At 75.2% G+C, this 23,440-nt stretch carries 16 protein-coding genes and 1 tRNA gene; 6 read left to right on the top strand and 11 right to left on the bottom strand.

Going from position 1 to position 23,440, the window contains the following annotated elements; all coding sequences use genetic code 11:
- Window positions 1-4 precede the first annotated feature (4 nt).
- The 4 genes from ACQP6G_RS02695 to ACQP6G_RS02710 all read right to left on the bottom strand — a co-directional run bounded on the left by ACQP6G_RS02695 (window position 5) and on the right by ACQP6G_RS02710 (window position 5,068).
- Window positions 5-274 carry a DUF7218 family protein gene (locus ACQP6G_RS02695; RefSeq protein WP_429762630.1) on the bottom strand — a complete coding sequence of 90 codons (270 nt, stop codon included), beginning with the start codon at window positions 272-274 and terminating at the stop codon, window positions 5-7.
- A gap of 154 nt (window positions 275-428) precedes the next feature.
- Window positions 429-505: transfer RNA gene (locus ACQP6G_RS02700), tRNA-Met, on the bottom strand.
- 194 nt (window positions 506-699) lie between these two features.
- The gene (locus ACQP6G_RS02705) at window positions 700-3,780 is read right to left on the bottom strand and encodes a UPF0182 family membrane protein (protein ID WP_429762631.1); all 3,081 of its coding nucleotides are present in this window, start codon (window positions 3,778-3,780) and stop codon (window positions 700-702) included.
- Between the two features lie 118 nt (window positions 3,781-3,898).
- Window positions 3,899-5,068 (bottom strand): YlbL family protein, encoded by a 1,170-nt coding sequence (locus ACQP6G_RS02710; protein ID WP_429762632.1) that lies wholly within the window; start codon window positions 5,066-5,068, stop codon window positions 3,899-3,901.
- Between the two features lie 227 nt (window positions 5,069-5,295).
- Between ACQP6G_RS02710 and ACQP6G_RS02715 the strand changes: the two genes are divergently transcribed.
- Window positions 5,296-6,768 carry a zinc-dependent metalloprotease gene (locus ACQP6G_RS02715; protein WP_429762633.1) on the top strand — a complete coding sequence of 491 codons (1,473 nt, stop codon included), beginning with the start codon at window positions 5,296-5,298 and terminating at the stop codon, window positions 6,766-6,768.
- A 69-nt stretch (window positions 6,769-6,837) separates the two neighbouring features.
- Here the strand turns inward: ACQP6G_RS02715 and ACQP6G_RS02720 are convergent, their stop codons facing one another.
- On the bottom strand, window positions 6,838-7,377 hold the full coding sequence (locus tag ACQP6G_RS02720; protein ID WP_429762695.1) for a SprT-like domain-containing protein: 540 nt from the start codon (window positions 7,375-7,377) through the stop codon (window positions 6,838-6,840).
- Window positions 7,378-7,521: 144 nt separating this feature from the next.
- On the opposite strand from ACQP6G_RS02720, the gene ACQP6G_RS02725 reads away from it, so the two are divergent.
- Window positions 7,522-8,607 carry a ThiF family adenylyltransferase gene (locus ACQP6G_RS02725; protein ID WP_429762634.1) on the top strand — a complete coding sequence of 362 codons (1,086 nt, stop codon included), beginning with the start codon at window positions 7,522-7,524 and terminating at the stop codon, window positions 8,605-8,607.
- A 130-nt stretch (window positions 8,608-8,737) separates the two neighbouring features.
- Here ACQP6G_RS02725 and ACQP6G_RS02730 read toward each other — a convergent pair whose 3' ends face one another.
- The 3 genes from ACQP6G_RS02730 to ACQP6G_RS02740 all read right to left on the bottom strand — a co-directional run bounded on the left by ACQP6G_RS02730 (window position 8,738) and on the right by ACQP6G_RS02740 (window position 12,260).
- Window positions 8,738-9,109, bottom strand: a complete 372-nt coding sequence (locus tag ACQP6G_RS02730; RefSeq protein ID WP_429762635.1) for a WhiB family transcriptional regulator — start codon at window positions 9,107-9,109, stop codon at window positions 8,738-8,740.
- 489 nt (window positions 9,110-9,598) lie between these two features.
- A complete protein-coding gene (locus ACQP6G_RS02735; protein ID WP_429762636.1) occupies window positions 9,599-10,114 on the bottom strand; it encodes a hypothetical protein in 516 nt (171 codons plus the stop codon).
- Window positions 10,115-10,223: 109 nt separating this feature from the next.
- On the bottom strand, window positions 10,224-12,260 hold the full coding sequence (locus tag ACQP6G_RS02740) for an ATP-dependent DNA helicase UvrD2 (RefSeq protein ID WP_429762637.1): 2,037 nt from the start codon (window positions 12,258-12,260) through the stop codon (window positions 10,224-10,226).
- Between the two features lie 73 nt (window positions 12,261-12,333).
- On the opposite strand from ACQP6G_RS02740, the gene ACQP6G_RS02745 reads away from it, so the two are divergent.
- A complete protein-coding gene (locus ACQP6G_RS02745; protein WP_429762638.1) occupies window positions 12,334-12,603 on the top strand; it encodes a mycoredoxin in 270 nt (89 codons plus the stop codon).
- Window positions 12,604-12,622: 19 nt separating this feature from the next.
- Here ACQP6G_RS02745 and nudC read toward each other — a convergent pair whose 3' ends face one another.
- Window positions 12,623-13,624 carry an NAD(+) diphosphatase gene (nudC, locus tag ACQP6G_RS02750; RefSeq protein ID WP_429762639.1) on the bottom strand — a complete coding sequence of 334 codons (1,002 nt, stop codon included), beginning with the start codon at window positions 13,622-13,624 and terminating at the stop codon, window positions 12,623-12,625.
- Window positions 13,625-13,744: 120 nt separating this feature from the next.
- Between nudC and ACQP6G_RS02755 the strand changes: the two genes are divergently transcribed.
- The 3 genes from ACQP6G_RS02755 (at window position 13,745) to cynS (ending at window position 16,197) form a co-directional block, all read left to right on the top strand.
- Window positions 13,745-14,668, top strand: a complete 924-nt coding sequence (locus ACQP6G_RS02755) for a macrolide 2'-phosphotransferase (RefSeq protein ID WP_429762640.1) — start codon at window positions 13,745-13,747, stop codon at window positions 14,666-14,668.
- Between the two features lie 167 nt (window positions 14,669-14,835).
- Window positions 14,836-15,696: a formate/nitrite transporter family protein gene (locus ACQP6G_RS02760; protein WP_429762641.1), complete on the top strand. Its 861-nt coding sequence runs from the start codon at window positions 14,836-14,838 to the stop codon at window positions 15,694-15,696.
- A 51-nt stretch (window positions 15,697-15,747) separates the two neighbouring features.
- A complete protein-coding gene (gene cynS / locus ACQP6G_RS02765) occupies window positions 15,748-16,197 on the top strand; it encodes a cyanase (protein ID WP_429762642.1) in 450 nt (149 codons plus the stop codon).
- A gap of 3 nt (window positions 16,198-16,200) precedes the next feature.
- Here the strand turns inward: cynS and ACQP6G_RS02770 are convergent, their stop codons facing one another.
- Window positions 16,201-19,956 carry an ATP-dependent helicase gene (locus ACQP6G_RS02770; RefSeq protein WP_429762643.1) on the bottom strand — a complete coding sequence of 1,252 codons (3,756 nt, stop codon included), beginning with the start codon at window positions 19,954-19,956 and terminating at the stop codon, window positions 16,201-16,203.
- On the bottom strand, window positions 19,953-23,333 hold the full coding sequence (locus ACQP6G_RS02775) for a PD-(D/E)XK nuclease family protein (protein ID WP_429762644.1): 3,381 nt from the start codon (window positions 23,331-23,333) through the stop codon (window positions 19,953-19,955). Before ACQP6G_RS02775 ends, ACQP6G_RS02770 begins: the two co-directional genes overlap by 4 nt.
- Between the last annotated feature and the right edge of the window lie 107 nt (window positions 23,334-23,440).

Here is a 23,440-nt window from a genome sequence, read left to right on the forward strand (position 1 = left end):
GCGGTCAGTGCGAGCGCAGCGCCTTGACGAGCTCCGCCTTACGCATCGACGAGCGTCCCTCGATGCCGATCTCCGACGCCCGCTTCCGCAGGTCGGCGACAGTCCAGTCGTCGTAGGAGCCGGACTTCCCGCCCTTGGCGCCGACCTTCTTCCGGCCTCGCGCCGCGGCGGCGTTCGCGATCCGCGCGGACTTCTCCTTGCTGTTGCCCTCGTCGCGGAGCTCCTCGTAGAGCTCCTTGTCCTTGACGCTCGGCCCTGCGTCTCGTCGCGGCATGGTGGCTCCTCCCGATCCGGGCGTGCCCGCGCGGTGGCTTCACGCGGGGCCCACGCTCGAGACCTATCACTCACGGGTGGTGCCGGCACCCGGACATGACGAAGGCCCCGACCGGATCCCGGTCGGGGCCTTCGTGGATGTCGACGACATCCCGTGGTAGCGGGGGCAGGATTTGAACCTGCGACCTCTGGGTTATGAGCCCAGCGAGCTACCGAGCTGCTCCACCCCGCGTCGACTCCCTGAACATTACGGCGTCGTCGGACACGAATCAAATCGCATCGGGCGAATGGGACGGAGGTCACACTCGCGGTGGCCTCCGACCAGCGACGACGCCCCCGACCACGACCACCGGACGGCGGCGCAGACGACGGCGGGGCCGCCGGTCCGGACGGACCGACGACCCCGCGCCTCGCACCACCGGCCGGTCAGCCGGCGGACCCGATCTCCTTCTCCGCAGCGAGCGCGTCCTCGATCGCCTGCTGCAGGCGGTCCTGCGCCTCGCCGTACGCGGTGAAGTCGCCGGCCTTCAGCGCCTCGTCGCTGTCGGTCATCGCGTCATTCGCCTCCTGGAGGGCGGCGTTCAGCCGCGACTGCGCGTCACCCGACGGCGTGCTGCCGCCGCTCGGCTCCGTCGACGGCTCCGTGCTGGGCTCGGTGCTCGGCTCCGTGCTGGGCTCCGTGGACGGCTCGGTCGCCCCGTCCTCGCCCTCGACCGGCGCGGTGGGCACCTCGGTCTCGGTCCCGCCGTCGGCGTCGCCGGCCGTCGCACCCGAGTCGCCGCCGAAGACCTGGTCCAGGGCCTCGTCGAGCGTCTCCGCGTACCCGGTCTGGTCGCCGAACGCGACGAGCACGCGGCGCAGCAGCGGGTACGCCGTGCCACCGGCGGACTGGATGTACACCGGCTGCACGTAGAGCAGGCCACCACCCACGGGCAGGGTCAGCTGGTTGCCGCGCACGACGTTCGACGAGCCGCGCTCCAGGATGTTCAGCTGCTCGGAGATCGTCGGGTTCGAGTCGAAGTTGTTCTGCACCTGGCCCGGGCCCGGCACCGTCGAGTCGCGGGGCAGCTCCAGCATCCGGAGCTTCCCGTAGCCCTCCGCCACCTCGCCCGCGGTGGACCCGGCGTCGCCGTCGGCGGCCAGGTATCCCGTGAGGATCTCGCGGTCGGTGTTACCGCCCGGGATGAAGGTGCTGGTCAACGAGAACGCCGAGGATTCCTGTCCCGGCATCTGCAGCGACAGGTAGTACGGGGGCTGCTTCGCCGCGTTCGAGCCGGTCGCGCCACCGGTGGACACCGGGTCCGCCGGATTCGCCCAGAAGTCCTGGCCGGAGAAGAACTGCCCCGCGTCCTCGACGTGGTACTGCGTCAGCAGCGTGCGCTGGACCTTGAACATGTCCTCGGGGTAGCGGATGTGGCTCATGAGGTCGCCGGAGATCTCCGACATCGGCTTCACCGACGTCGGGAAGACGTCGGACCACGCCTTGAGGACGGGGTCGTCGGTGTCCCAGGCGTACAGGTCCACCGAGCCGTCGTACGCGTCGACGGTCGCCTTCACCGAGTTGCGGATGTAGTTGACCTCCGGCGGCATCTCCACCGGCACGCCCTGCGCGGCGAGCGTCAGGGAGTCCGCCGTCGCCTCCTGCATCGGGCGGCTGGTCGAGTACGGGTACGCGTCCGAGGTGGTGTACCCGTCGACGATCCACTTGACGCGTCCGTCGACCACCGCCGGGTACATGCCCTGGTCGAGGGTCAGCCACGGGGCGACCTTCTGCACGCGGGTCATCGGGTCACGGTCGTAGAGGATCTGCGACTCGTCGGTGACGCGGTCGGAGAACAGCATCTCCTGCGAGCCGAACTTCAGCGCGTACAGCAGCTTGCTGCCGAACGACCCGACGGACGGGCCGGCGGTCACCTCCTCCGTGGGGAACGTCGTGTTGACCTGCTGGCCACCCTGCTCGTCGTCGGCCTGGTAGTCGAGCTCCCACGGCTTCGTGTCCTCCGGCGCGCCCACGATGGAGTACTCCGTGGTGGAGGGGCTGAAGTAGATGCGCGGCTCGTACCCCTTGTCGGTGAGCGCGCCCTGCGTCGGGATGCCGCCCTCGTAGAACGCGGGCTGACCGTCGGGTCCGGGCTGGTTGCCGTACGCGGCGACGACGCCGTACCCGTGGGTGAAGACGGTGTGGTCGTTCACCCAGTTGCGCTGCCCGTCGCCGAGGCCCCCGAGGTTCAGCTCGCGCACCGCGATCACGGTGTCGCGGGACTCGCCGTCGATCTCGTACCGGTCCACCGACAGGTTGTCGGCGAAGTTGTAGTACTGCTTGTTCTGCTGCAGCTGACGGAACGACGGGCTGACGATCTGCGGGTCGAGCAGACGTACCGACGCGGTGGTGTCCGCGTCCTCGCGCAGCGCGCCCTGCTCCGCCTCCGTGGTGGCGTCGTACGGCTGGGTCTCGATGTCGTCCAGACCGTACGCCGCGTGCGTGGCGTCGATGTTGCGCTGGATGTAGTCGGCCTCGAGCTCCTGGGCGTTGGGGTTCACCTGGAACCGCTGCACCACGGCCGGGTAGATGCCGCCGATCGCGATCGCCGACACCACCATGAGGCCGACGCCGATGGCCGGCAGGCGCCACGTGCCGCGGACCGCCGCCACGACGAACAGGAGCGCCACGAGCACCGCGACGCCCGTGAGGATCTCCTTCGACGGGATGACGGCGTGCACGTCCGAGTAGGACGCGCCGTTGTAGGTGGCCGCGGTGCTGCCGCCGTTCGTCGCCGTCAGCAACGAGTACCGGTCGAGCCAGTAGTTCGCGCCGATCACGAGCATGAGCGCGGAGCCCAGCACGGCGAGGTGCACGCGGGACGCGCGCGTGGTGCGCGGGGTGCCCGCCGGCACCGGCCCGAGCCGGAGCCCGCCGTACAGGTAGTGCGTCACCAGCGCGGCGATGCCGGCGATGATCACGACCGCCATGAGGAAGCTCACCATGAACCGCAGCGCGGGCAGCGAGAAGACGTAGAACCCGAGGTCGATGCCGAACTGCGGGTCCTTCTCGCCGAACGACGAGGGGTTGATCGCCAGGAGCACGCTGCGCCACTGCGCGGACGCCGCGACACCGGCGAAGAACCCGACGACGACCGGCCCGGCGATGGTCACGACGCGCCGCAGGGGCTCGATGGCCTCGCGGTACTGGTCGAGGGTCGCCTGCTCGGGCGTCGACGGCGCGTAGACCGGGCGCACCCGGTACGCGACGGCGAACGACGAGAACACGGCGGCCGCCATCACGAGGAAGCCGATGACGAACAGGACGCCGCGGGTGATCCACTCCGTCCAGATCACGTTGCCGAAGCCGAGCGCGTCGAACCACATGATCTCGGTCCAGAACTGCGCGAGCAGGAGCAGCGCGACGACGACCGCGGCGATCACGACCAGCGTGATCGCCAGAGGGCTGCGGCGGCGCTTGGCGGGCGGGCCGCCTGGCCGTCGACGGGGTGGGGCAGCGAAGGACACGGTGCGGGCACCTCACTCGTGCTCGGGACGGACGGACGTTCTGGTGTGGAACGTCCCTGTCATCCCTCAGGTTCCCACGCTTCGCGCGCGGGTGGGCGACCGGCCCTTCACTCGCCGGTCACGAGCACGTCGGAAGGTCCGTGCCCTCCCCCGCACCGATCGCCTCGATCGCGGTCCGCGCGTCGTCGAGGGTGGCCACCCGGACCACCCGCAGCCCGTCGGGGACGTGCCCGACGACCTCGTCACAGTTGTCCGCCGGGGCGAGGAACCAGTCCGCGCCGGCGTCGACCGCGCCGAAGAGCTTCTGCTGGATGCCGCCGATCGGGCCGACGAGCCCGTCGACGCTCATCGTGCCCGTGCCCGCCACGTGCGCGCCGTCCAGCTCGTCCTCGGGCGTCATCTTCGTGATGATCGCCAGCGCGAACATCGTGCCGGCGCTCGGCCCTCCGATGTCGCCCGGCCGGATGGTCACGTCGACCGGGTAGTCGTACGCCGGGTCGAGGAGCACGCCGAGCGCGGCCCGCCCGTCCCCCTCCGACGTCGTCACCGTGAGTTCCGTCGGCTCGCCGTCGCGCTCGACGCCCAGCGTGACGTCGGCGCCCGGCGTCACGTCGTCGAGGGCGGCGAGCAGGTCCTGGTGGGTCGTGACCTGGTGCCCGTCGATGCTGCGCACGACGTCCCCCGCCTCGACGACGCCGTCGGCGCCGGAGTCGGGCACGGTGCCCGCGACGGTGAGGGTGGCGGGCACCTCGTACCCCAGCTCCGTCAGCGCGGCCACGGTCGCGGCCGACTCCGACCCCGCCATCTGCGCCTGGCCGACCTCCTGCTGCTGCTCCCGCGTGGTCTGCTCCGGGAAGATCGACTCGACCGGCTGCACCGAGCGCTCGCGCGAGCCCCAGCCCCACAGCACGTCGCCGAGCAGGACGTCCCCGCCGGGCCCGCCGTAGACGGACACGGTGGTGAGTCGCAGCTCGCCCGAGACGTCGTAGGTCTCGGCGCCCTCGATCTCGACGACGGGCTTCGCCGTCGCGCTCTTGCCTCCGCTCGACGTCTCGTCCGCACCGCTCTGCACGTCCGCGCCCTGCAGCCCGAGCGTGTCCTCCGTCGGCCCCGGGGCCCGGATCGCGTAGGGCGTGGGGAGCACCAGGAGGACGGCCGCGAGGAGCGCCGTCGTCAGCAGGGAGACGCCGAGCGTCACGCTGCGGCGCGACGCACGCGCGCCGGGGAGCGTGTCCTCGTCGGGCGACGACGGGTCGTCGGGCGCGAGGATGTCGCGGTCGAAGGTCACGGGCACATCATCGCCGACGTTCCTGGACGCTGCGCCCGGTCACGGGCACGGTCGGTGGCGCGGCCGGGGCCCGTCCCCGGGTCAGGGTATCCGGGAGATCTGCGCCCAGAGCGAACCGCCGGAACCCCACGACCCGACCGGACGTCGTCGGTGGTTACGGTGAACCAGTCGGAAGACGGCCGCCGTCGCCCGACGTCCCTCCACCGCACAGCCGAGGAGCCCCGCGCATGAGCAACCTTCCCGACGACCCCGAGGGTGCCGAGGAGCGCGAGCGCATGCTGCGCTCGATGCTGGAGGGCTTCTTCGGCGACCGCACCGACGAGGTCCTCGCCCAGATGCGCGCGCAGGGCATCGACCCGGCCGCGCTCGCGGGAATGCCCGGCGCCGGCACCCCGGACCCGGCGACCATGCAGCACGTCCTCGCCCAGGTGCAGCGGCTGCTGTCCGCGTCCGGGGACGGCCCGGTGAACACCGACGTCGCGCACGACATCGCCCGGCAGGTCGCCGTCGCCGAGGGCGACCCGTCGCTCACGGGCGGCCAGGCCAAGGCCGCGACCGACGCCCTCGGCGTGGCGGAGCTGTGGCTCGACGCCGTGACCGACCTGCCGCCCGCCGGCGGCCGCGCGCACGCGTGGAGCCGCTCGGAGTGGGTCGAGGCCACACTGCCCGCCTGGAACCGGCTGGTGGCACCCGTCGCGACGTCCGTCGCCGACGCCCTCGCCACCGTGCTGCGCGACCAGCTCCCCGGGGAGCTCGGAGACGACGCGCTGGACATGCCGGGTCTCGCGGGCCTGCCCGCCGGCGCCCTGGGCGGCGGCGCGTTCGACCCCGCCCAGATGATGCGCCGGCTCGGGTCGGCCGTGTTCGGCATGCAGGTGGGGCAGGCCGCGGGGACCCTGTCGCGGGAGGTGTTCGGCGCGACCGACGTCGGCGTCCCGCTCCTGTCCGAGCCCGCCACCGTGCTGCTGCCGACCAACCTCACGGCGTTCGCCGACGGGCTCGACGCGCCGCTGGAGGAGGTGCGCCACTTCCTCGCGCTGCGCGAGGCCGCGCACGCCCGGCTGTTCACGCACGTCCCCTGGCTCGCGGCGCACCTGCACGGCCTCGTCGAGCAGTACGCGCGCGGCATCACCATCGACCTGGACGTGCTCGAGCAGCAGGTGCGCGACATCGACCCCAGCGACCCCGAGGCGCTGCGCGGCGCGCTGACCGGCGGCGTGTTCGGGCTGCAGCACACCCCCGAGCAGGAGGCCACGCTGCTGCGCCTCGAGACCGCGCTCGCGCTCGTCGAGGGCTGGGTCACGGAGGTCGCCGCCACCGCGGCCCTCCCCCACCTGCCGCACACCTACCCGCTGCGCGAGATGATCCGCCGCCGCCGCGCGGCCGGCGGCCCCGCGGAGCACACCTTCGCCACGCTGGTCGGGCTCGAGCTGCGCCCGCGGCGCTCACGCGACGCCACCGCGCTCTTCGCGCACGTCCTCGCCGAGGGCGGCCCGCAGGCCCGCGACGCCGTCTGGGAGCACCCGGACCTGCTGCCCGGCACCGCGGACCTCGACGACCCCGCCGGCTACTTCACGCGCCGTCAGGAGCAGGCGGAGGAGCAGTCCGACGTCGACGCGGCGCTGGCGCAGATCCTGGACGCCGCGGACCGCTCGGCGAAGGACGGCGACGCCGAGGACGGGGACTCCCCGAGCTCCTGACCTGTCGCCGGTCGGCCTGTCGGGACCTTCGCGCGGGGCTCGTTCCGACAGGCTCGACGGCCGGCAGGCTCAGCCGGCGGTGTCGCCGCCGGAGGGCCCGGGCTGCGCGCCGCCGTCGTCCTGGACGAAGGAGACGCCCTCGAGGAACCCGCGCGCGCGGTCGGTGCGCGGGTAGCCCTCGAGCAGCTGCCAGAAAGCGGCGCCGTGCCCCGCGTGCAGCAGGTGCGCCAGCTCGTGCAGCAGCACGTAGTCGAGCACCCACTCGGGCATCCCCTGCACGCGCGTGGAGATCCGGATCGAGCCGTCGACCAGCGTGCACGACCCCCAGCGTCGGCCCTGGTGGGGCGACCAGGACACGCTGGTCGGGTGGGCACGACCGTCCAGGTACCGCTCGGAGAGCTCCCTGGCCCGCTGGACGAGCTCGGCGTCGGACGGGCGCCGACGACGCTCCTTGTCCTCGAGCCGCGCGAGCATCTTCGCCACCCATTCACGCTCCTGGGCACGAGAGAAGCGCGCGGGAATGGCCACGACGGTGCGCTCGCCGTCGCGGTACGCGCTGACCGTGGCGGTCCGCCGGCGACTGCGCCGGACCTCCACCGACGTCATCATCGTGTCGTGGGCCACGGCACGACGGTACCGGGGAATCGTGAACTTTGTGTGTCACAACACACGAACCGGGGCGCCACGAGGCCCGGGCGTCGGGCCTGTGGACGACGCCCGGCCGGCCTCCGACGTGCGTGCCAGGGTGACCGCATGGCAGACGCCGACAGCCCGACCACCTCGGCGGGGCCCCTCCTCACGCTGCGCCCGGCGACCCCGGTCCTCGACCACGGAGCCGGCGAGGTCCAGCTCGGGACGGACCCTCGCTGGAGCCTCGTCCTGTCCGGGCTGGACGACCACGAGGCGCGGTGGCTGCGCGACGCCGGCGCGCGGCGGCACCGCTCCCTGGCCCGCGGCGCGCGGCACTGGGGCGTGAGCCCCGAGCGCCAGGAGCAGATCGTGCGCGCGCTGGCCGACGGAGGGTTCCTCGTCCGCGCCGCCCCGGACCGGCCGCTCGAGGCCGCGGACGCGGCGCCGGGCTGGACCCCGGACGCCACCGTGCTGGGCGCGCTGCGCCCCGACGGTGCGGGCACGGCCACGCTCGCCGTCCGCGGCGCCCGCGTCGTCGGGGTGCGCGGCCTCGGCCGGACCGGCACCGCCCTGGCCGGCCTCCTCGCGGGCGCCGGCGTCGGCACCCTCGTGCTCGACGACCGCGACCCCGTCCAGGTGGGCGACCTGGGGCTCGGGGGCCACGCACCCGGCGACGTCGGTCGCCCGCGGGAGCAGTCCGCCGCCGCTCGGCTCGCGTCCGCGCACCCGCGCCTGCGCGTCGGCAGCGCGCTGCCGGTCACGGCGGCCGGCGAGCCCCGCCTGCCGGACGCCGTCGTGGTGGTGGAGGGTCACGCCGCGCGCCCGGAGCGCTACGAGCGGCTGCTCGGCGCCGGGGTCCCCCACCTCCCGGTCGTGGTGCGGGAGGCCGACGTGGTGGTCGGCCCGCTCGTGCTGCCGGGCCGCTCGCCGTGCGTGGGGTGCTGCGACCGTCACGCCGCCGACGCGGACCGGCGCTGGCCCTTCGTCGCCGCGGACCTCGCGCTCCGCCCGGACGACGACGTCGCCCACGAGACCATGCTGGCGGCGACGGCCGCGGCGCTCGCGGCCGGGCAGGTGCTCGCGCTGCTCGACGGCGCGATGCCCGCGACCGTGGGGCGCAGCCTCGAGGTCGCGCTGCCCGAGGCGGTACCGCGGGCGCGGGACGTCGCGCCGCACCCGGACTGCGGGTGTACTCGCCTGCCGGAATGAGGACAGGCCCCGGGCGAGACCGCGGAGAGCCGGCCGCACGTGGTGCGGGCGCGCTCCCCGAGGTCTCGCCGGAGGCCTGTGATGGTTCCTGCCTGGTCAGCACGCCGGGGGTCCCGGGCGCACTGCGCGGTCATGCTGCGACGGTCTCCGACTTCCGGGGCCGGCCGCGACCGCGCTTGCGGGCCACGACCTTGCCGTCGACGAAGACCTCACCACCCCAGACGCCCCAGGGCTCCTGCCGCTCGAGGGCACCGGCGAGGCAGCCGGCCTGCAGCGGGCAGCCACGGCACAGCGCCTTGGCCTCCTCGACCTGGGTGGTGTGCTCGGCGAACCAGAGCTCCGGGTCGTTGGTACGGCACGGCAGCAGCGCCGCGAACTGGCGGTCGAGCTCGGCCACCTCGGCCGGGCTCTGGGTGAGGGGTTGATGCGGGGTCCAGGGGCCGTTTCCGCCCTGGGGGATCGTGTCGAGCAGCCGCTCGTCCAACAGCTGTGCGAGACGCACGAGTTCCTCCGTCAGGTCCTGAGTGTTGATGTGAACGTCGGTGTTCAGGACCTGCGGGTGGACCTCTGGAGTCAGAGGTCCGGCTCGAACGACCTGGTGAGGTCTTCTTCCCTGAGCGGAAAGACGAAGGCCGCGGGTCCCGGGGGGACTCCGCGGCCTGGATCCGGTTCTAGACCGGATGTCTCCAGGAGGCGGAGTCGGGTGCGATGTGGAGATCGGCGTTGCCTGCTCCGTGCTGACGCGCGCGGAACGGACGGACGGCGTCAAGCTCGCCACGGGCAGACGTGTACCCGGGCGCGCCGGCAGACGCGGTCGCCATCACGATCTGAGTCATCGTGTCCATCTTGTGCACCCACCTCCTCACTGCTCTCGGACCTCCGCCTCTCGGCAGACGCCACTCCGTCTGGGACTCTCCGAGCATAGACGGCCCCGCCCAGGCCGCCACATCTTTTTCGAGATTTTCTTCGACGAGTTTTTTCGGGCACCCGTTCAGGCCCCCGAGGAGGTCGCCGCCTCCAGCGGGCCGATGACCTTCAGGTCACCCAGGCAGCCCTCCACGGCGGCCGCGACACCCGCGTCGTCGAGGCCGTCCGGGACCGCCCGGACCTGCAGCCCGCCGTCCCCGCGGCTCGCGTCGAAGCCCTCGTCGACGAGGCAGTCCACCTGGACCTGCTGCAGGTCCTGCACCTCGGCCCTGGTGATCAGCCCGTCCTCGAGGATCTCGGTCCCCCGGTCGGTCGTGACCCGTTCGAGGGCCTCGGTGAAGCCCTCGGGCATCACGTGCGCGGCGTGACCCTCCGAGGTCCCCTGAGATCCGCCGTGGTCGGCGTGGTCGCCGCCGCCACGCGGGCCGTTGCCGTCACCCGGCTCGCCGCCGCCGGCGGAGCAGGCCGCCAGCAGCACGGCCAGGACGACGCCGGCGCCCGCCGTCAGCGCCGTGCGGGTACGACGGCCGTCGGGACGGGGGCACCGGGAACGGTGGGGCGGGAACCGTGCCGGGAACATGGAGGACACCTCTCGTCGGGGACGGACCCCGACAATCTGGCAGCCCTGCGACCTGCCGACAAGACCTTTCGGCAGGTCCGCTCACAAATACGGGTTATGCCGTACGTGCTCAGCCGGCCTGCTCCGCCACGATCGCGAGGATCGTCGGCCCGTACCGGTCGATCTTCGCCGGGCCCACGCCGTTCACACGCGCGAGCTGCGCCACCGACGTCGGCTTGAGCTCCGCGATGGCGGCCAGCGTGGCGTCGCCCAGCACCGTGAACGCCGGCTTGTCCGTCTCGCGGGCCACCGACAGCCGCCACTCGCGCAGCGCGTCGAACAGGGCGACGTCGTGCTCCCCGGTGAGCAGCTGGCGCGCCTGGCCGCGCACCGCCCGCCCGCGGCCGCGCCGGTCCGACGGGTCGTCCGGCCACAGCCCGTCGAGGAAGCGGGTGCGCTTGCGCGTGGCCCGGCCGCCCGGGTTGCGGGACCGCGCGAACGACAGCTCCAGGTGCTCGCGGGCGCGGGTGATCCCCACGTACAGGAGGCGGCGCTCCTCGGCGACCGCCTCGTCCGTCTCCGCGAGCGAGATCGGCATGAGCCCCTCGCTCACCCCCGCGAGGAACACGGCGTCCCACTCGAGCCCCTTCGCCGCGTGCAGCGACGCCAGCGTGACGCCCTCGACGGTGGGTGCGTGCTGCGCCGAGGCCCGCTCCTCCAGCTCGCCGACGAGGGTGGCCATCGTGGCCGGCGCGTCCTGCGGGGCGGCGGCCGCGACGTCGTCGGCCAGCCCGACGAGCGCCTGCATCGCCTCCCACCGCTCGCGCGCGGCGCCCCGCGCGGCGGGCGGCTGCTCCGTCCAGCCGGCGGTGGTGAGCACGTCGCGCACCTGCTCGGGCATCGGCTGGTCCGGGTCGGCGGACCGGGCCGCGCCGCGCAGCAGGACGATCGCGTCGCGCACCTCCTTGCGCTGGAAGAACCGCTCGCCCCCGCGGACGAGATAGCTGATCCCGGCGTCCGCGAGCGCCGACTCGAACGCCGCCGACTGCGCGTTGGTGCGGTAGAGCACCGCGATCTCGCTGGGCCGCACGCCCGACGCGATCAGCCGGCCCGCGCGGGCCGCGATCCCCGTGGCCTCCGCGTCGTCGTCGTCGTAGGCCGTGAAGCTCGCGGGCGGACCCGCCGGGCGCTGCGCCACCAGCTCCAGCGCCCCGGGGACCCGGCCGCGGCGCAGCACCTGGTTCGCGAGGTGCACGACCTGCGGCGTGGAGCGGTAGTCGCGCACCAGCCGGACCACCTGGGCCTCGGAGTAGGTCCGCGTGAAGTCGAGCAGGTAGTGCGGCGTCGCGCCCGTGAAGGAGTAGATGGTCTGCGAGGGGTCGCCCACCACGCAGAGCTCCTTGCGGTCCCCGAGCCACTGGTCGAGCAGGAACTGCTGCAGCGGCGAGACGTCCTGGTACTCGTCGACGACGAAGTGGCGGTACTGCGAGCGCACCTCGTCGGCCACCTGCCGGTGGGAGTTCAGCATGTCGGCGAGCATGAGCAGGACGTCCTCGAAGTCGATGACGCCGCGCTCGGTCTTGACGTCCTCGTACGCCGTGATGAGGCGGGCGACCGTCTGGTGGTCGTAGCCCGACGGCGCCGGGCGGTCGTCGACCTGGGCCGCCTTCACGTAGTCCTCCGCCGTGACGAGCGACACCTTGGCCCACTCCACCTCGGAGGACAGGTCGCGCACGGCGACCCGGTCGACGCTGACGCCGACGCGGCGGGCGGCCTCGGCGACCGCGGGCGCCTTGTGCTCGAGGATCCGCGGCGGCGCGCCGCCCACGACGCGTGGCCAGAAGTAGCCGAGCTGACGCAGCGCCGCCGCGTGGAAGGTGCGCGCCTGCACGCCCACCACCCCCAGGTCGCGGAGCCGGGTGCGCATCTCCCCCGCCGCCCGGGCGGTGAACGTCACCGCGAGCACCGACGTCGGCTTGTAGGTGCCGTTCCGCACGCCGTAGGCGATGCGGTGCGTGATCGCGCGCGTCTTGCCCGTGCCCGCGCCCGCGAGCACGCACACCGGCCCCGTCAGGGCCAGCGCCACGTCGCGCTGCTCGGGGTCGAGGGCGTCGAGGATCGCGTCGGGATGAAGCGGGGCGCTCGGGGAGTTGGTGGTGGTCGGCATCGTCTGCGATTCTCGCAGCCGTCGCCGACACCCCGCTCCCGTCGTCCCCAGCCGCCGTCACAGGAGGATCCCGATGACCGTCGTCACGCCGCAGCTCCCCGCCCCGGGCACCGTCACCATGTACTCGACCGCGTGGTGCGGGTACTGCCGGCGGCTGCGCACCCAGCTCGACTCCGAGGGCATCGGGTACACGGTGGTCGACATCGAGGAGCAGCCGGGGACGGCGGAGTTCGTGGAGCAGGTCAACGACGGCAACCGCACCGTCCCGACCGTCGTCTTCCCCGACGGCACCGCAGCGACCAACCCGTCGCTGCTCGACGTGAAGGCGCGCCTGACCGCCTGACCCGCCGTCGGAGGCCGCGTCAGCCGGGCAGCTCCTTCCCGTACCACTCCTCCACGAGGGCGCGGGCGATCGACGGCCGGCCCGGCAGGCCCACCTCGCCCGCAGCCACGCCCGCGGCCAGCTCCTCGCGGGTGAACCAGCGCGCCGCGGTCACCTCCGCGCCGTCCACCTCGACGTCGGTCGCCACGGCCCGCGCCCGGAACCCGAGCATGAGCGACGCGGGGAACGGCCACGGCTGGCTGCCGCGGTAGACGACGTCGCCGGGCGCGTCGCCGATCACGACCGACGTCTCCTCGGCGACCTCCCGGCGCACCGCCTGCTCCAGACCCTCCCCCGGCTCCACGTAGCCGGCGAGCGTCGAGTAGCGACCCTCCGGCCAGTGCGCGGCGTGCCCCAGCAACAACCGGTCGGCGTCGTCGACGACCGCCATGATCACCGCCGGGTCGGTGCGCGGGTAGACCTCGACGTCCTGCGCCACGCAGCGGCGCACCCAACCGGCCTGCTCGACGACGGTCGGCTCGCCGCACCGCGGGCAGCGCTCGTGCGACGCGTGCCACGCGGCCAGGGCCACCGCCTCCGCGGCGAGCGCGTCACCACGCCGCCCGCCCACCTCGCGCAGCCCGGCCCACGCGTGCTCGCGCGCCAGCCGCGAGGCGGGCGCGGCCGGGGAGACGCCCTCGATCCCCACGGCGTCGGCGTCCGCCTCGTCGGGCAGCACGAGGCCCAGCAGCGCCGCGCCGTCCTGCTCGCCGAGGAACAGCCAGCGGTGCCCGGGCACGTGCGCGTCGGGCCGGTCGGCCCGCTCGGGCTCGGCCGGGAGCCCGTCGACCGCCGCGACGTCGACGAGGAGCAGGTCGCCCGCGGCGTCGACGGCGACGCGGCCGCGCAGCACCAGCACGACCCGGGTGGCGGGGTCGCCCAGCAGCCGGGCCAGCAGCCCCGGCTCGGCGCGGCGCTCGGCCGCCCGGTCGTGGGTGGCGTGCGTGAAGGAGAGGTCGGGGATCGCAGAGGGGGCCGTCACGCCTCGACCGTACCCGCGGCGGCGGGGCCCCGGGCGCACGGCGTGAGGACGGTGGGACGACGGCGGACACGCGCGCCGCGGTGCTCCCGGGCGGACCCCGGCAGCGTCTACGGTGGGCGGGTGCCACGCAGTCCGCTCGCCCTCGCCGCCCTCGCGACGGCCGCCGTCCCGGGCCTGGACGCCCGCTCGGTCCGCCCCGAGGAGCTCCCCGGCGACTACGACGTCGCCGTCGTCACGGCAGACGACGGCGTCGACTGGCTCGTGCGCGCGCCCCGCACCACCATGGCCGGCGCCGCCCTCGAGGCCGAGACCGAGCTGCTCGAGGCGCTGCACCTGTACGTCGACGCCGGGGTGCTGCCCTTCACCGTGCCGCAGGTGGCCGGCTTCGCGCTGCTGCCCGAGGGCGGGCGCGCCGTCGTGCATCGGCACGTGACGGGCACCGCGCTCGACCTCGAGGCCCTGCGGCCCGGCCCCGGCCTCGCCGCCGACCTCGGCCGCACCCTCGCCGCGGTGCACGAGCTGCCCGCGTCCGTCGTCGAGTCGTGCGGGCTTCCGTCGTACACCGCGGCCGAGTACCGCGAGCGCCGCCTGGTCGAGCTCGACGAGGCCGCCGCGACCGGCAAGGTGCCGCCCACGCTGCTGCGCCGCTGGGAGGCCGCGCTCGAGGACGTGGCCCTCTGGCGCTTCCAGCCCGTCGTCGTGCACGGGGACCTCGCCACCGACCAGATGCTCGTCACCGGTGGGCGGGTCACCGCCATCAGCGGCTGGTCCGACGCCCGCGTGGCCGACCCGGCCGACGACCTCGCCTGGCTGCTCGTCGCCGCCCCGCCGGACGCGGTCGACTCGATCATGGAGGCCTACCAGCTGCGCCGCACCGAGCTGCACGACGCGCGCCTCGTCGACCGCGCGCTGCTCGTGGGCGAGCTGGCGCTGGCCCGCTGGCTGCTGCACGGCGTCCGCCGCGGCCTGGGCGACGTCGTCGCCGACGCCGAGGCCATGCTCGCCGACCTCGACGAGGCCACCCGCGAGGACGCCCCCGCCTGACCGGCCTCACCGGCCCGCGCGCGCCGGTGCGAGGTCGCGGAAACCGCGGGCTCACCACTTCGGGACGGGCCGAAACACGACCTCAACACCACGGCGACGTGGCCACAACCTGCGGCGACGAGACTCGGCGGCACACCAGCGCCTCCACTCCCGCCGAAGGGTCCGCCATGTCGTACGTGATGCCGCAGGACTTCGTCTCGCAGATGATCGCCACCGGCGAGAAGAAGCTGTTCATGTCCACCCGGGACACGCTCATCCGCTCGTTCATGGGCGGGGCCATCCTCGCCCTGGCCGCCGCGATGGCCGTGACCATCTCGACGAACACCGGGAACCCGCTGCTCGGGGCGGCCTTCTTCCCGATCGGCTTCATCATGCTCTACCTGATGGGCTTCGACCTGCTCACCGGCGTCTTCACGCTGGTGCCGTTCGCCGTCATCGCCCGCCGCCCGGGCGCCACCTGGGCCGGTATGTGGCGCAACTGGGGCCTCGTGTTCTGCGGCAACTTCGCCGGCGCGTTCACCGTCGCCGTGCTCATGGCGATCACCTTCACGTACGGGTTCTCCACGCCGCCCAACGAGATCGGGCAGGCCATCGGGCACATCGGCGAGGGGCGCACCGTCGGGTACGCCGACCACGGCGCGGCCGGGATGCTCACGCTGTTCGTGCGCGGCGTGCTGTGCAACTGGATGGTCTCGACCGGCGTCGTCGCGTTCCTCATGTCGAAGGACACGATCAGCAAGGCCGTCGTGATGTGGATGCCGGTGTTCCTGTTCTTCTACATGGGCTTCGAGCACTCCGTGGTGAACATGTTCCTGTTCCCCTCGGGCCTGCTGCTCGGCGGCGACTTCACCGTCATGGACTACCTGGTCTGGAACGAGATCCCGACCGTGCTCGGCAACCTCGTCGGCGGTCTGACGTTCGTCGGGCTGCCCCTGTACCTCACGCACTACCGCACCCGGCCCGAGCGCCGTCGTCCCGCGCCGGTCGAGACCGTCGCCGAGGAGCGCGTGGCCACGCCGGTCGGCTGAGCCGCCGCCCCCGCCGCCGTCAGACAGCAAACCCCCGAACGAAGGACACCCGTGGACCCGATCATGACCAAGGCCGCCGCGGCCGAGCAGGTCGTCACCGCCCGCCTCCGCTCCGGCCTCACCTGGCAGGAGATCGCCGACAAGGTCGGCGCCCCGGTCGTCTGGACGACGGCCGCGCTGCTCGGCAACCACCCGATGTCAGCGGACCAGGCCTCCGCGGCGTGCACGCTGCTCGGCCTGGGCGAGGACGTCGCCGAGGCCCTGCGGCTGCAGCCCTACCGCGTGCGCGACGAGGCCGTGCTCACCGACCCGACGATCTACCGCTTCACCGAGGCGCTGGCCGTGTACGGGCCGGCGCTCAAGGAGCTCATCCACGAGGAGTTCGGCGACGGGATCATGTCGGCGATCAACTTCCAGGTCGACATCGCCCGGCGCGCCCACCCGGACGGCGACCGGGTGGTGGTGACCCTCGACGGGAAGTTCCTCGACTACCGCTGGTGAGCCCTACCGCTGGTGCGGCGCGCCCCGCACCAGCGCCTCCAGCTCGGCCTCGTCGAGCAGGCGTCGGGGGCGGACGGTCGTGCCGCTGGAGACGTAGACGAACGCGGCGGAGACCTTGTCGAGCGGCAGCCCGGTGTAGCGGGACCAGGCGAGCCGGTAGACCGCGAGCTGCACCTCGCGGGCGGAGCGCGCGCCCGCGTCGCGGGGCTCGTGCCCGGTCTTCCAGTCCACGACGACGACGGCCGGCGGCTCGCCCTCCGCGGGGGGCGGCGCGTCGTCGTCGGGGAAGACGGCGTCGATCCGGCTGCGCAGCATGACGCCGCCCACCGGGGTCTCGACGTCGACCTCGACAGCGAGCGGGGTACGGGACGCCCACACGGACTCCGTGAAGCGCTGCCGCAGCGTCTCCAGATCGACGTCCGGTGCGATCTCGCCGTCCTCGGCGCCCGGCAGGTCGTCGACGTCGACCAGGGACGACGAGGTGAAGAACCGCTCCACCCACTCGTGGAAGTGCGTGCCGCGGCGGGCGTGCACCGTGGGCTCCTGCGGCACCGGCCGGCGCAGCTGGAGAGCGAAGCCGTCGCGGTCCCCGGCGAGCCGGACCAGGCCCGACGCCGACACGTGCGCCGGCATCTCGACCTGCCGCGCCCCCCGCTCCCCGCGCTCCACGAGCAGCGTGCGGGCCAGCAGCACCAGGTCGCGCCCCGCCGCGTCGCGCAGCACGCCGGTCGCGGCGCCCTCGCCCTCGGCTCTCGCGAGGTCGGCGCGCGCCGCGTCGACCCGGGCCGCCGACGCCCGCAGGACGTCGCGCGGCGTCGAGCCTTCGGCGTCGTCGGGCCCGGGTGGTGGTGCTCCGGCCGCAGGGTCGGGCTCGGCGTCGTCCGCCGCTCCGCCCCCGACGGCCTGCTCTGGCGCGGGCCAGGGCGCGGCGTGCTCCACGGCGTCGCGGGGGTTGCCCGTCGCCGGGTCGGGCTGGTCGGCCCAGCCGCCCGCGTCGACCACCCCGGCCTCGACGAGCTCCGCGAGGAACGGCGAGACGCGCCGCGGCGTGCTGCCCGTGCCCCACCAGTGCGCGGTGAGGAACAGCTCGCGCCGGGCGCGCGTGAACGCGACGTAGGCGAGCCGCCGCTCCTCGGCGAGCCGGTGCGTGCCGCTGTCCGCGCGGAACTGGTCGCGCCGGGCGGCGAGGTCCTTGGTGTCGGCCGCCTCAGCCCAGGTGAACTCGGGCAGGTCCGGGGCGTCGCCGCGCAGGTGGTACGGCAGCGCGGAGACGTCGGTGAGCCAGCCGCTGTCCAGGCGCCCCTGCGCCGACTCCGCCTGGCTCGGGAACACGCCGTCCACCAGCCCCGGCACCGCCACCACGTCCCACTCCAGCCCCTTCGCGGCGTGCGCGGTGATGACCTGCACGGCGTCGGGGTCGGGCTCGCGGACCGGCATGTCGAGCCCGCGCTCCTGGTCGCCGGCCACGCCGAGCCACGCGAGGAACGCGCCGAGCGTCGCGACGTCGGCCGACTGCGCGAAGCTCGCGGCGACGTCGCGGAACGCGTCGAGGTGCTCGCGCCCGCGCAGGCTCACGCCCGCGGCGGCCCCGCCGCCCCCGGGGCCGGTCACCGGGGTGAGCGTGTCCGCGAGCACCTGCGCCGTGGCGACCTCGACGTCGAGCCCGAGCGCGCGCTCGGCCGCCACCACCAGCTCGGGCAGCGAGAGGTAGGTGAGGCCCCGCAGCTCGCGCAGCAGCCGGGCGAGGGCGGCCAGCCGGCCGTGGCCCGCGGCGGACAAGACGCGGCCGTCGCGGGCGGGGCGGCCCGGCGCCGGCAGGTCGTCAAGCGCGTCGACGATCGAGCGGTGGTCCACGACGTCGCCCTCGACGACGACGGGGGCGTCGCCGTCCTCCCCCTCCGGCACCTCGTCCCGTGCCGCGGTGCGGTCGCCCGGCCGTGCGCCGTCGGCGCGGGCCAGGTCCGACGCCCACGAGCCGAGGGCGTGCAGGTCCGCGGCGCCGAGGTTGACCCGCGGCCCGGTGAGGAGCCGCAGCAGCGAGTCGCCGCGCGACGGGTCGTGCACGGCCTCGAGCAGCGCGACGACGTCCACCACCTCCGGCGTGGACAGCAGCCCGCCCAGGCCCACGACCTCGACCGGCAGCCCGCGGCGGCGCAGCGCGACCTCGACCGCCGCGAACTGCGACCGCGCCCGGCACAGCACGGCGGCCGTCACCCGGTCGGAGCCGTCCCGGCGGGTCGCGCGGCGCCAGCGCGCCGCGACGAACTCCGCGGCCGCCTCCGCCTCCTCCTCGCTCGTGGCGGCGACGTGCGCGCGCACGACGCCCGTCCCCGCGCCGGGCCGCAGGTCGAGCGGCGGGACGTCGACGCCCGTGCCGGTGTGCCGCGCGCGCTCGCGCAGCGGCGCCGCGGCGACGTTCGCGGCCGCGAGCACGGCCGCGTCGTTGCGCCACGACGTGCTCAGGTAGCGCACGGCGGCCGGCGCTCCCCCGCGCGTGCGGAACCGCTCGCCGAAGCGGGCCAGCCCCGACGCCGAGGCGCCCCGCCAGCCGTAGATCGACTGGTGCGGGTCGCCCACCGCGGTCACGGCGTGCCCGCCGCCGAACAGCCCGGCGAGCAGCTCGACCTGGGCGTACGACGTGTCCTGGTACTCGTCGAGCAGCACGACCGGGAAGCGGGAGCGCTCCGTGGCCCCGACCGCCGGCACCGACAGCGCGAGCTCGGCCGCGAACGCGATCTGGTCGCCGAAGTCCAGCGAGTCCGCGACACGCTTGCGACGCCGGTACTCCGCGACGAGGTCGAGCAGGCGGGTGCGTTCCGCCACCGAGTCGATCAGCCCCTGGATCTCCTTGGTCCGCTTCTTCTGCCGTGGGCCGAGCGGCAGCGCCTCCAGGCGGGCGACGACGTCGGCCAGCGCGTCGCGCGCCTCGTCCACGGGCAGCAGGTGCTCGCCGAGCTCGCCCGACAGCGCCAGGACGGCCCCGGTGACGGTGCTCACCGCCTTGTCGGTGCCGAGGTCGTCGGCCCACGACTCCACGACCTGCGCCGCGAGCTGCCACTGGTTCGCCTCGCCCAGCAGGCGAGAGCCCGGCTCGATGCCGAGCCGCAGCCCGTGGTCGGCCACCAGCGACGCCGCGTACGCGTTGTACGTCGCGACGGTGGGCCGCGCGAGCAGGTCGAGCCCCGACGTCGCGCGGCCCTGCGCGCGGGCGAGCTGCGCGAGACGGGACTGCACCCGCTGGGTGAGCTCCGCCGCCGCCTTGCGCGTGAACGTCAGCCCGAGCACCTCCTCGGGCGCCACGAGCTCGTTCGCGATGAGCCACACCACGCGCGCCGCCATCGTCTCCGTCTTGCCCGACCCGGCCCCGGCGACGACGAGCACGGGCTCCAGCGGCGCCTCGATGACGGCGACCTGCTCGTCCGTGGGCGAGGGCCGCCCGAGCAGCTCGGCGATGTCGCGGGCGGACAGCCGCGGCTCCGCGGGAGCGCGGCGCCCGGACGTCCCGGGGCCGTCGTCCGCCGTCGCGCCGCCGAGCAGCGAGTCGCCGAGCAGCGCGGCGTCGTCGAACAGCACCGCGTCCGGCGACGCGAGGCCCACGCCGGCGAGCTCCGGGAACCCGAGGCCGGCCTCGCGGCCCGGCTCGCCCAGCGCGGCCCACGTCTCGTCCGCGAACGCCCCGGCGAGGTCGTCGCGACCGCCGTGGGGGCGGTCGTCCTGCGGCTCGGGAACGGCCGGGCCGGTGGTGCCGTCGCCGGTCACTCGATCACGTTCCTTCCCTCGGGCTGCACGGGGCACGACCGGCGCACGGGGCACATGGGGCACAGGTCGTTCTCGTGCGCGGTGAAGCGGCCCGCCGCCATCGTGTCGGCGGCGCTCTCCACCAGCGCCCGCGCCCAGCTCGACCCGTCCTCGCCGACCTGCAGCGCGGGCTGGTCGCGCAGCGTCGGCGCCACGGTCGGCGTCCCCACGTACACGAGCCGCGCCCCCGCGCTGGGCGTGCCGGGCGGCAGGTCGAGCGCACCCTCGGACACCGCGAGCTGGTACGCGCCGAGCTGCGGGTGCTCGGTGGCCTTCGCGCGGGCGGGCGCGCTACGGCCGGTCTTGAGGTCGGCCACCGTCACGCCGTCGTCGCCCGCGTCCTCGACGCGGTCGATCTTGCCGCGCAGGCGCGCTCGCCCCACGGTGAGCTCGAAGGCCGGCTCCACGAGCAGCGGGTCGCCCGCCTCCCCGTAGTAGGCGGCGAGGCGCTCGATCATCTGCTCGGCGCGGTTCCGCAGCTGGCGCGACGGCCAGCCGTCGGGCAGCGCGAGCTCCGGCCAGCGCCGGTCCAGCTCGGCGCGCAGCTCGCCGAGCGACGCCTTCGGCAGGTCCTCCGCGATCGCGTGGACCAGCGTGCCGAGCGTCTGGTGCGTGGCGTCGGGTGCCGTGGCCCCCGCCGACTCGAACGCCCACTTCAGCGCGCACGTGCTCACGGTCTCCACCTTGGACGGCGAGACCGTCACGACGTCGTCCGGCCCCCAGAGCGGCGCGTCGCTGGAGGTCGCGGCCACGCCGTACCAGGTGCGCGGGTCGGCCTCGGCGATCCCCGCGTCCACCAGGTCGGCGAGCAGCGCGGCGGCCACGTCGACCGGTCCGTCGTCATCGGTACGGCCGCCCGCACGGACGAGCGTCGCGCGCGCCTCGGCCACCACGCCGCGCAGGTCGAGCGGCGGGCCCACGGTCACGCGGCGCGGGTCGGCCCCCTCGGCGCCCGCCCGGTCGCCGTCGGGCGGTTCGACCAGGTCGAGGAACACCGACGGCGCGTCCTCGGCGTCCTCGACCGCCGTCACGACCAGCCGGCGCCGCGCCCGCGACGTCGCGACCGCGAACGCCCGCAGCTCGTCCGCGAGCACCTGGCGGCGGGCCTCCGGGCCCATGCCGTGCGCGTCGTCGGAGCGCCCGGCGAGCAGCTCCACGAGCGCCTGCGAGCCGAGCAGCGAGTCGCGCAGCCGCAGGTCCGGCCACACGCCGTCCTGCACGCCCACGACCACGACGACGTCCCACTCGCGCCCCGCCGCGCCCGCAGGGGTGAGCGCCTCGACCGCGTGCGCGCCCACCGCGGACGCCGCGAGCGAGTCGGCGGGCAGGTCCTGCGACGCGAGGTAGTCGACGAAGGCGGCGACCGGGGCGCCGGGCATGCGGTCCACGTACGTCTCGGCCGCGCGGAACAGGGCCAGGACGGCGTCCAGGTCGCGGTCCGCGCGCGCCCCGGCAGGGCCGCCCGCCAGCGCCTGGTCGCGCCACCGGTCCGCGAGCCCGGTGGCCGCCCACACCGCCCACAGCACGGTCTGCGCGGTGGCGCCCGGCTCGCCCGCCGCCGCCCGGCCCGCGGCCAGCACCCGCGCGACGGCGTGCGGGCCGCGCCGCACCGGCGTCGGCAGCGTCTCCGCGCGCGCCGGGTCGTCCAGCACCTCGACCAGCAGCGCGTCCGACGACCGTCCGCCGCCGCCCGACAGCTCCTCCGCCCGCAGCGCGCGCCGCAGGCGGCGCAGCGCCACCGCGTCGAGCCCGCCCACCGGGGACGTGAGCAGCAGCGCCGCCGTCTCGGCGTCGAGGGCGGAGCCCACGCCGGGCTCCCCGAGCTCCTCCGCGAGCAGCCGGTCCACGCCGCCGCCGGCCGCGCACACGCGCAGCGCCGCCAGGAGGGGCGACGCTGCCGGCTCGTCGCGCAGGGGCAGGTCCGAGCCGAGCAGCGCCACCGGCACCGACGCCGCGACCAGGTCGCGGCGCAGCGAGGCCAGCCGGTCGCCGCTGCGCGCCACGACCGCCATCCGCTCCCACGGCGTGCCGTGCAGCAGGTGCTCCGCGCGCAGCTCCCGCGCCACGAACGCGGCCTCCTGCGCCGGCCCGGCGAGCACCGCGACCTGCACGCCCGACGGCCCCACGGCCTCGGGCCCGTCCCCCGCGCCGGGCGATGCCGCAGCCCTCGACCCGTCCTCGCCGTCCGCGTCCGGGCCGCCGTCGCCCACCGGACCGTCGTCGTCGGGCCGCGGGGCGGCGCCGCGGTGCAGGGCGCCGGAGACGGTCGCGATGCGCGACGTCACGGCCCGCGTCACCTCCCGCAGCCCCTCCGGCTGCCGCCACGCGGTGCCCAGCACCACGGTGCGCGCGTCGAACGCCCCCACGACGCCGGCGCGCGCGGGCGCGGCGGCGCGCCCGACCAGACCCGGGGACGCGCCGCGGAACCCCTGCACCGCGGAGTCCGGGTCGGCCAGCAGCACGAGCCGGGCCCCGGCGTCGTGCAGCACGTGCAGCAGCCGCGCCGTGGCGACGGTCGCCTCCTGGTAGTCGTCCACGACGACGAGGTCCCAGGACGGGCGCGGCACGTCCGGCAGCTCGTCGTCCCAGCCCGCGAGGGCGTGCGCCGCCTCGTCGATCACGCCCGCCGGGTCGTACCGGGCGCCCGCGTCCGGCGTGCCGAGGCGCAGCGTCGTGACGTCCAGGTACTCCTCGTAGAGCCGCGCGGCGAGCACCCACTCGGGGCGGTCGTGCCGGCGGCCCAGCTCGTCGAGGTCCACCGGGCCGAGCCCGCGCTCTGCAGCGCGCATGAGCAGGTCGCGCAGCTCCTGCCGCAGCCCGCGCAGGCCGAGCGACTCCTCGGGCAGCCCCGGCGGCAGCGCGAGGTCGGTCCCCTCCCCGGACAGGTGCCCCTCGAGCAGCTCGGCCAGCACCAGGTCCTGCTCCGGCCCGGAGACCAGCGTCGGCGCGGCGTCACCGTGCGCCGCAGCCCGCGACCGCAGCACCGCGAACGCCGCCGACGCGGGCGTGCGCACCATCGGGGCCCCGACCGTGCGGCCCGCGCGCGCGGCCACCTCGTCGCGCAGCCGTGCGGCCGACCGGCGCGACGCCGCGAGCACCAGCACGCGCGACGGGTCGACGCCGCGCACCCCCTCGCCGCCCGCCATGGCCCGCACCGCCACCGCCGTCGCGACCGTCGTCCGCCCCGTGCCCGGCGCGCCGACCACGAGCGTGACGTCGCCGGCGAGCGCCGTCTCCACGGCCGCCTCCTGCGTGGCGTCCAGCACGACGTCGGCGCTACCGACGGCGGCGGGCTCCGGCGCCACGAGGCGCACGGCGGTGGAGGGAGCTGACGTCACGGGACCGATTCGACCATGCCCCACCGACAGCCCCACCGACAGCCCCACCGACCCGACCGCCCCGCCCCACGCGACGAGCAGTTTCACCCTCCGCTGACAAGCGCCGT

The sequence above is a fragment of the Isoptericola nanjingensis genome (assembly GCF_050311635.1).
Lineage (GTDB): Bacteria > Actinomycetota > Actinomycetes > Actinomycetales > Cellulomonadaceae > Isoptericola > Isoptericola nanjingensis.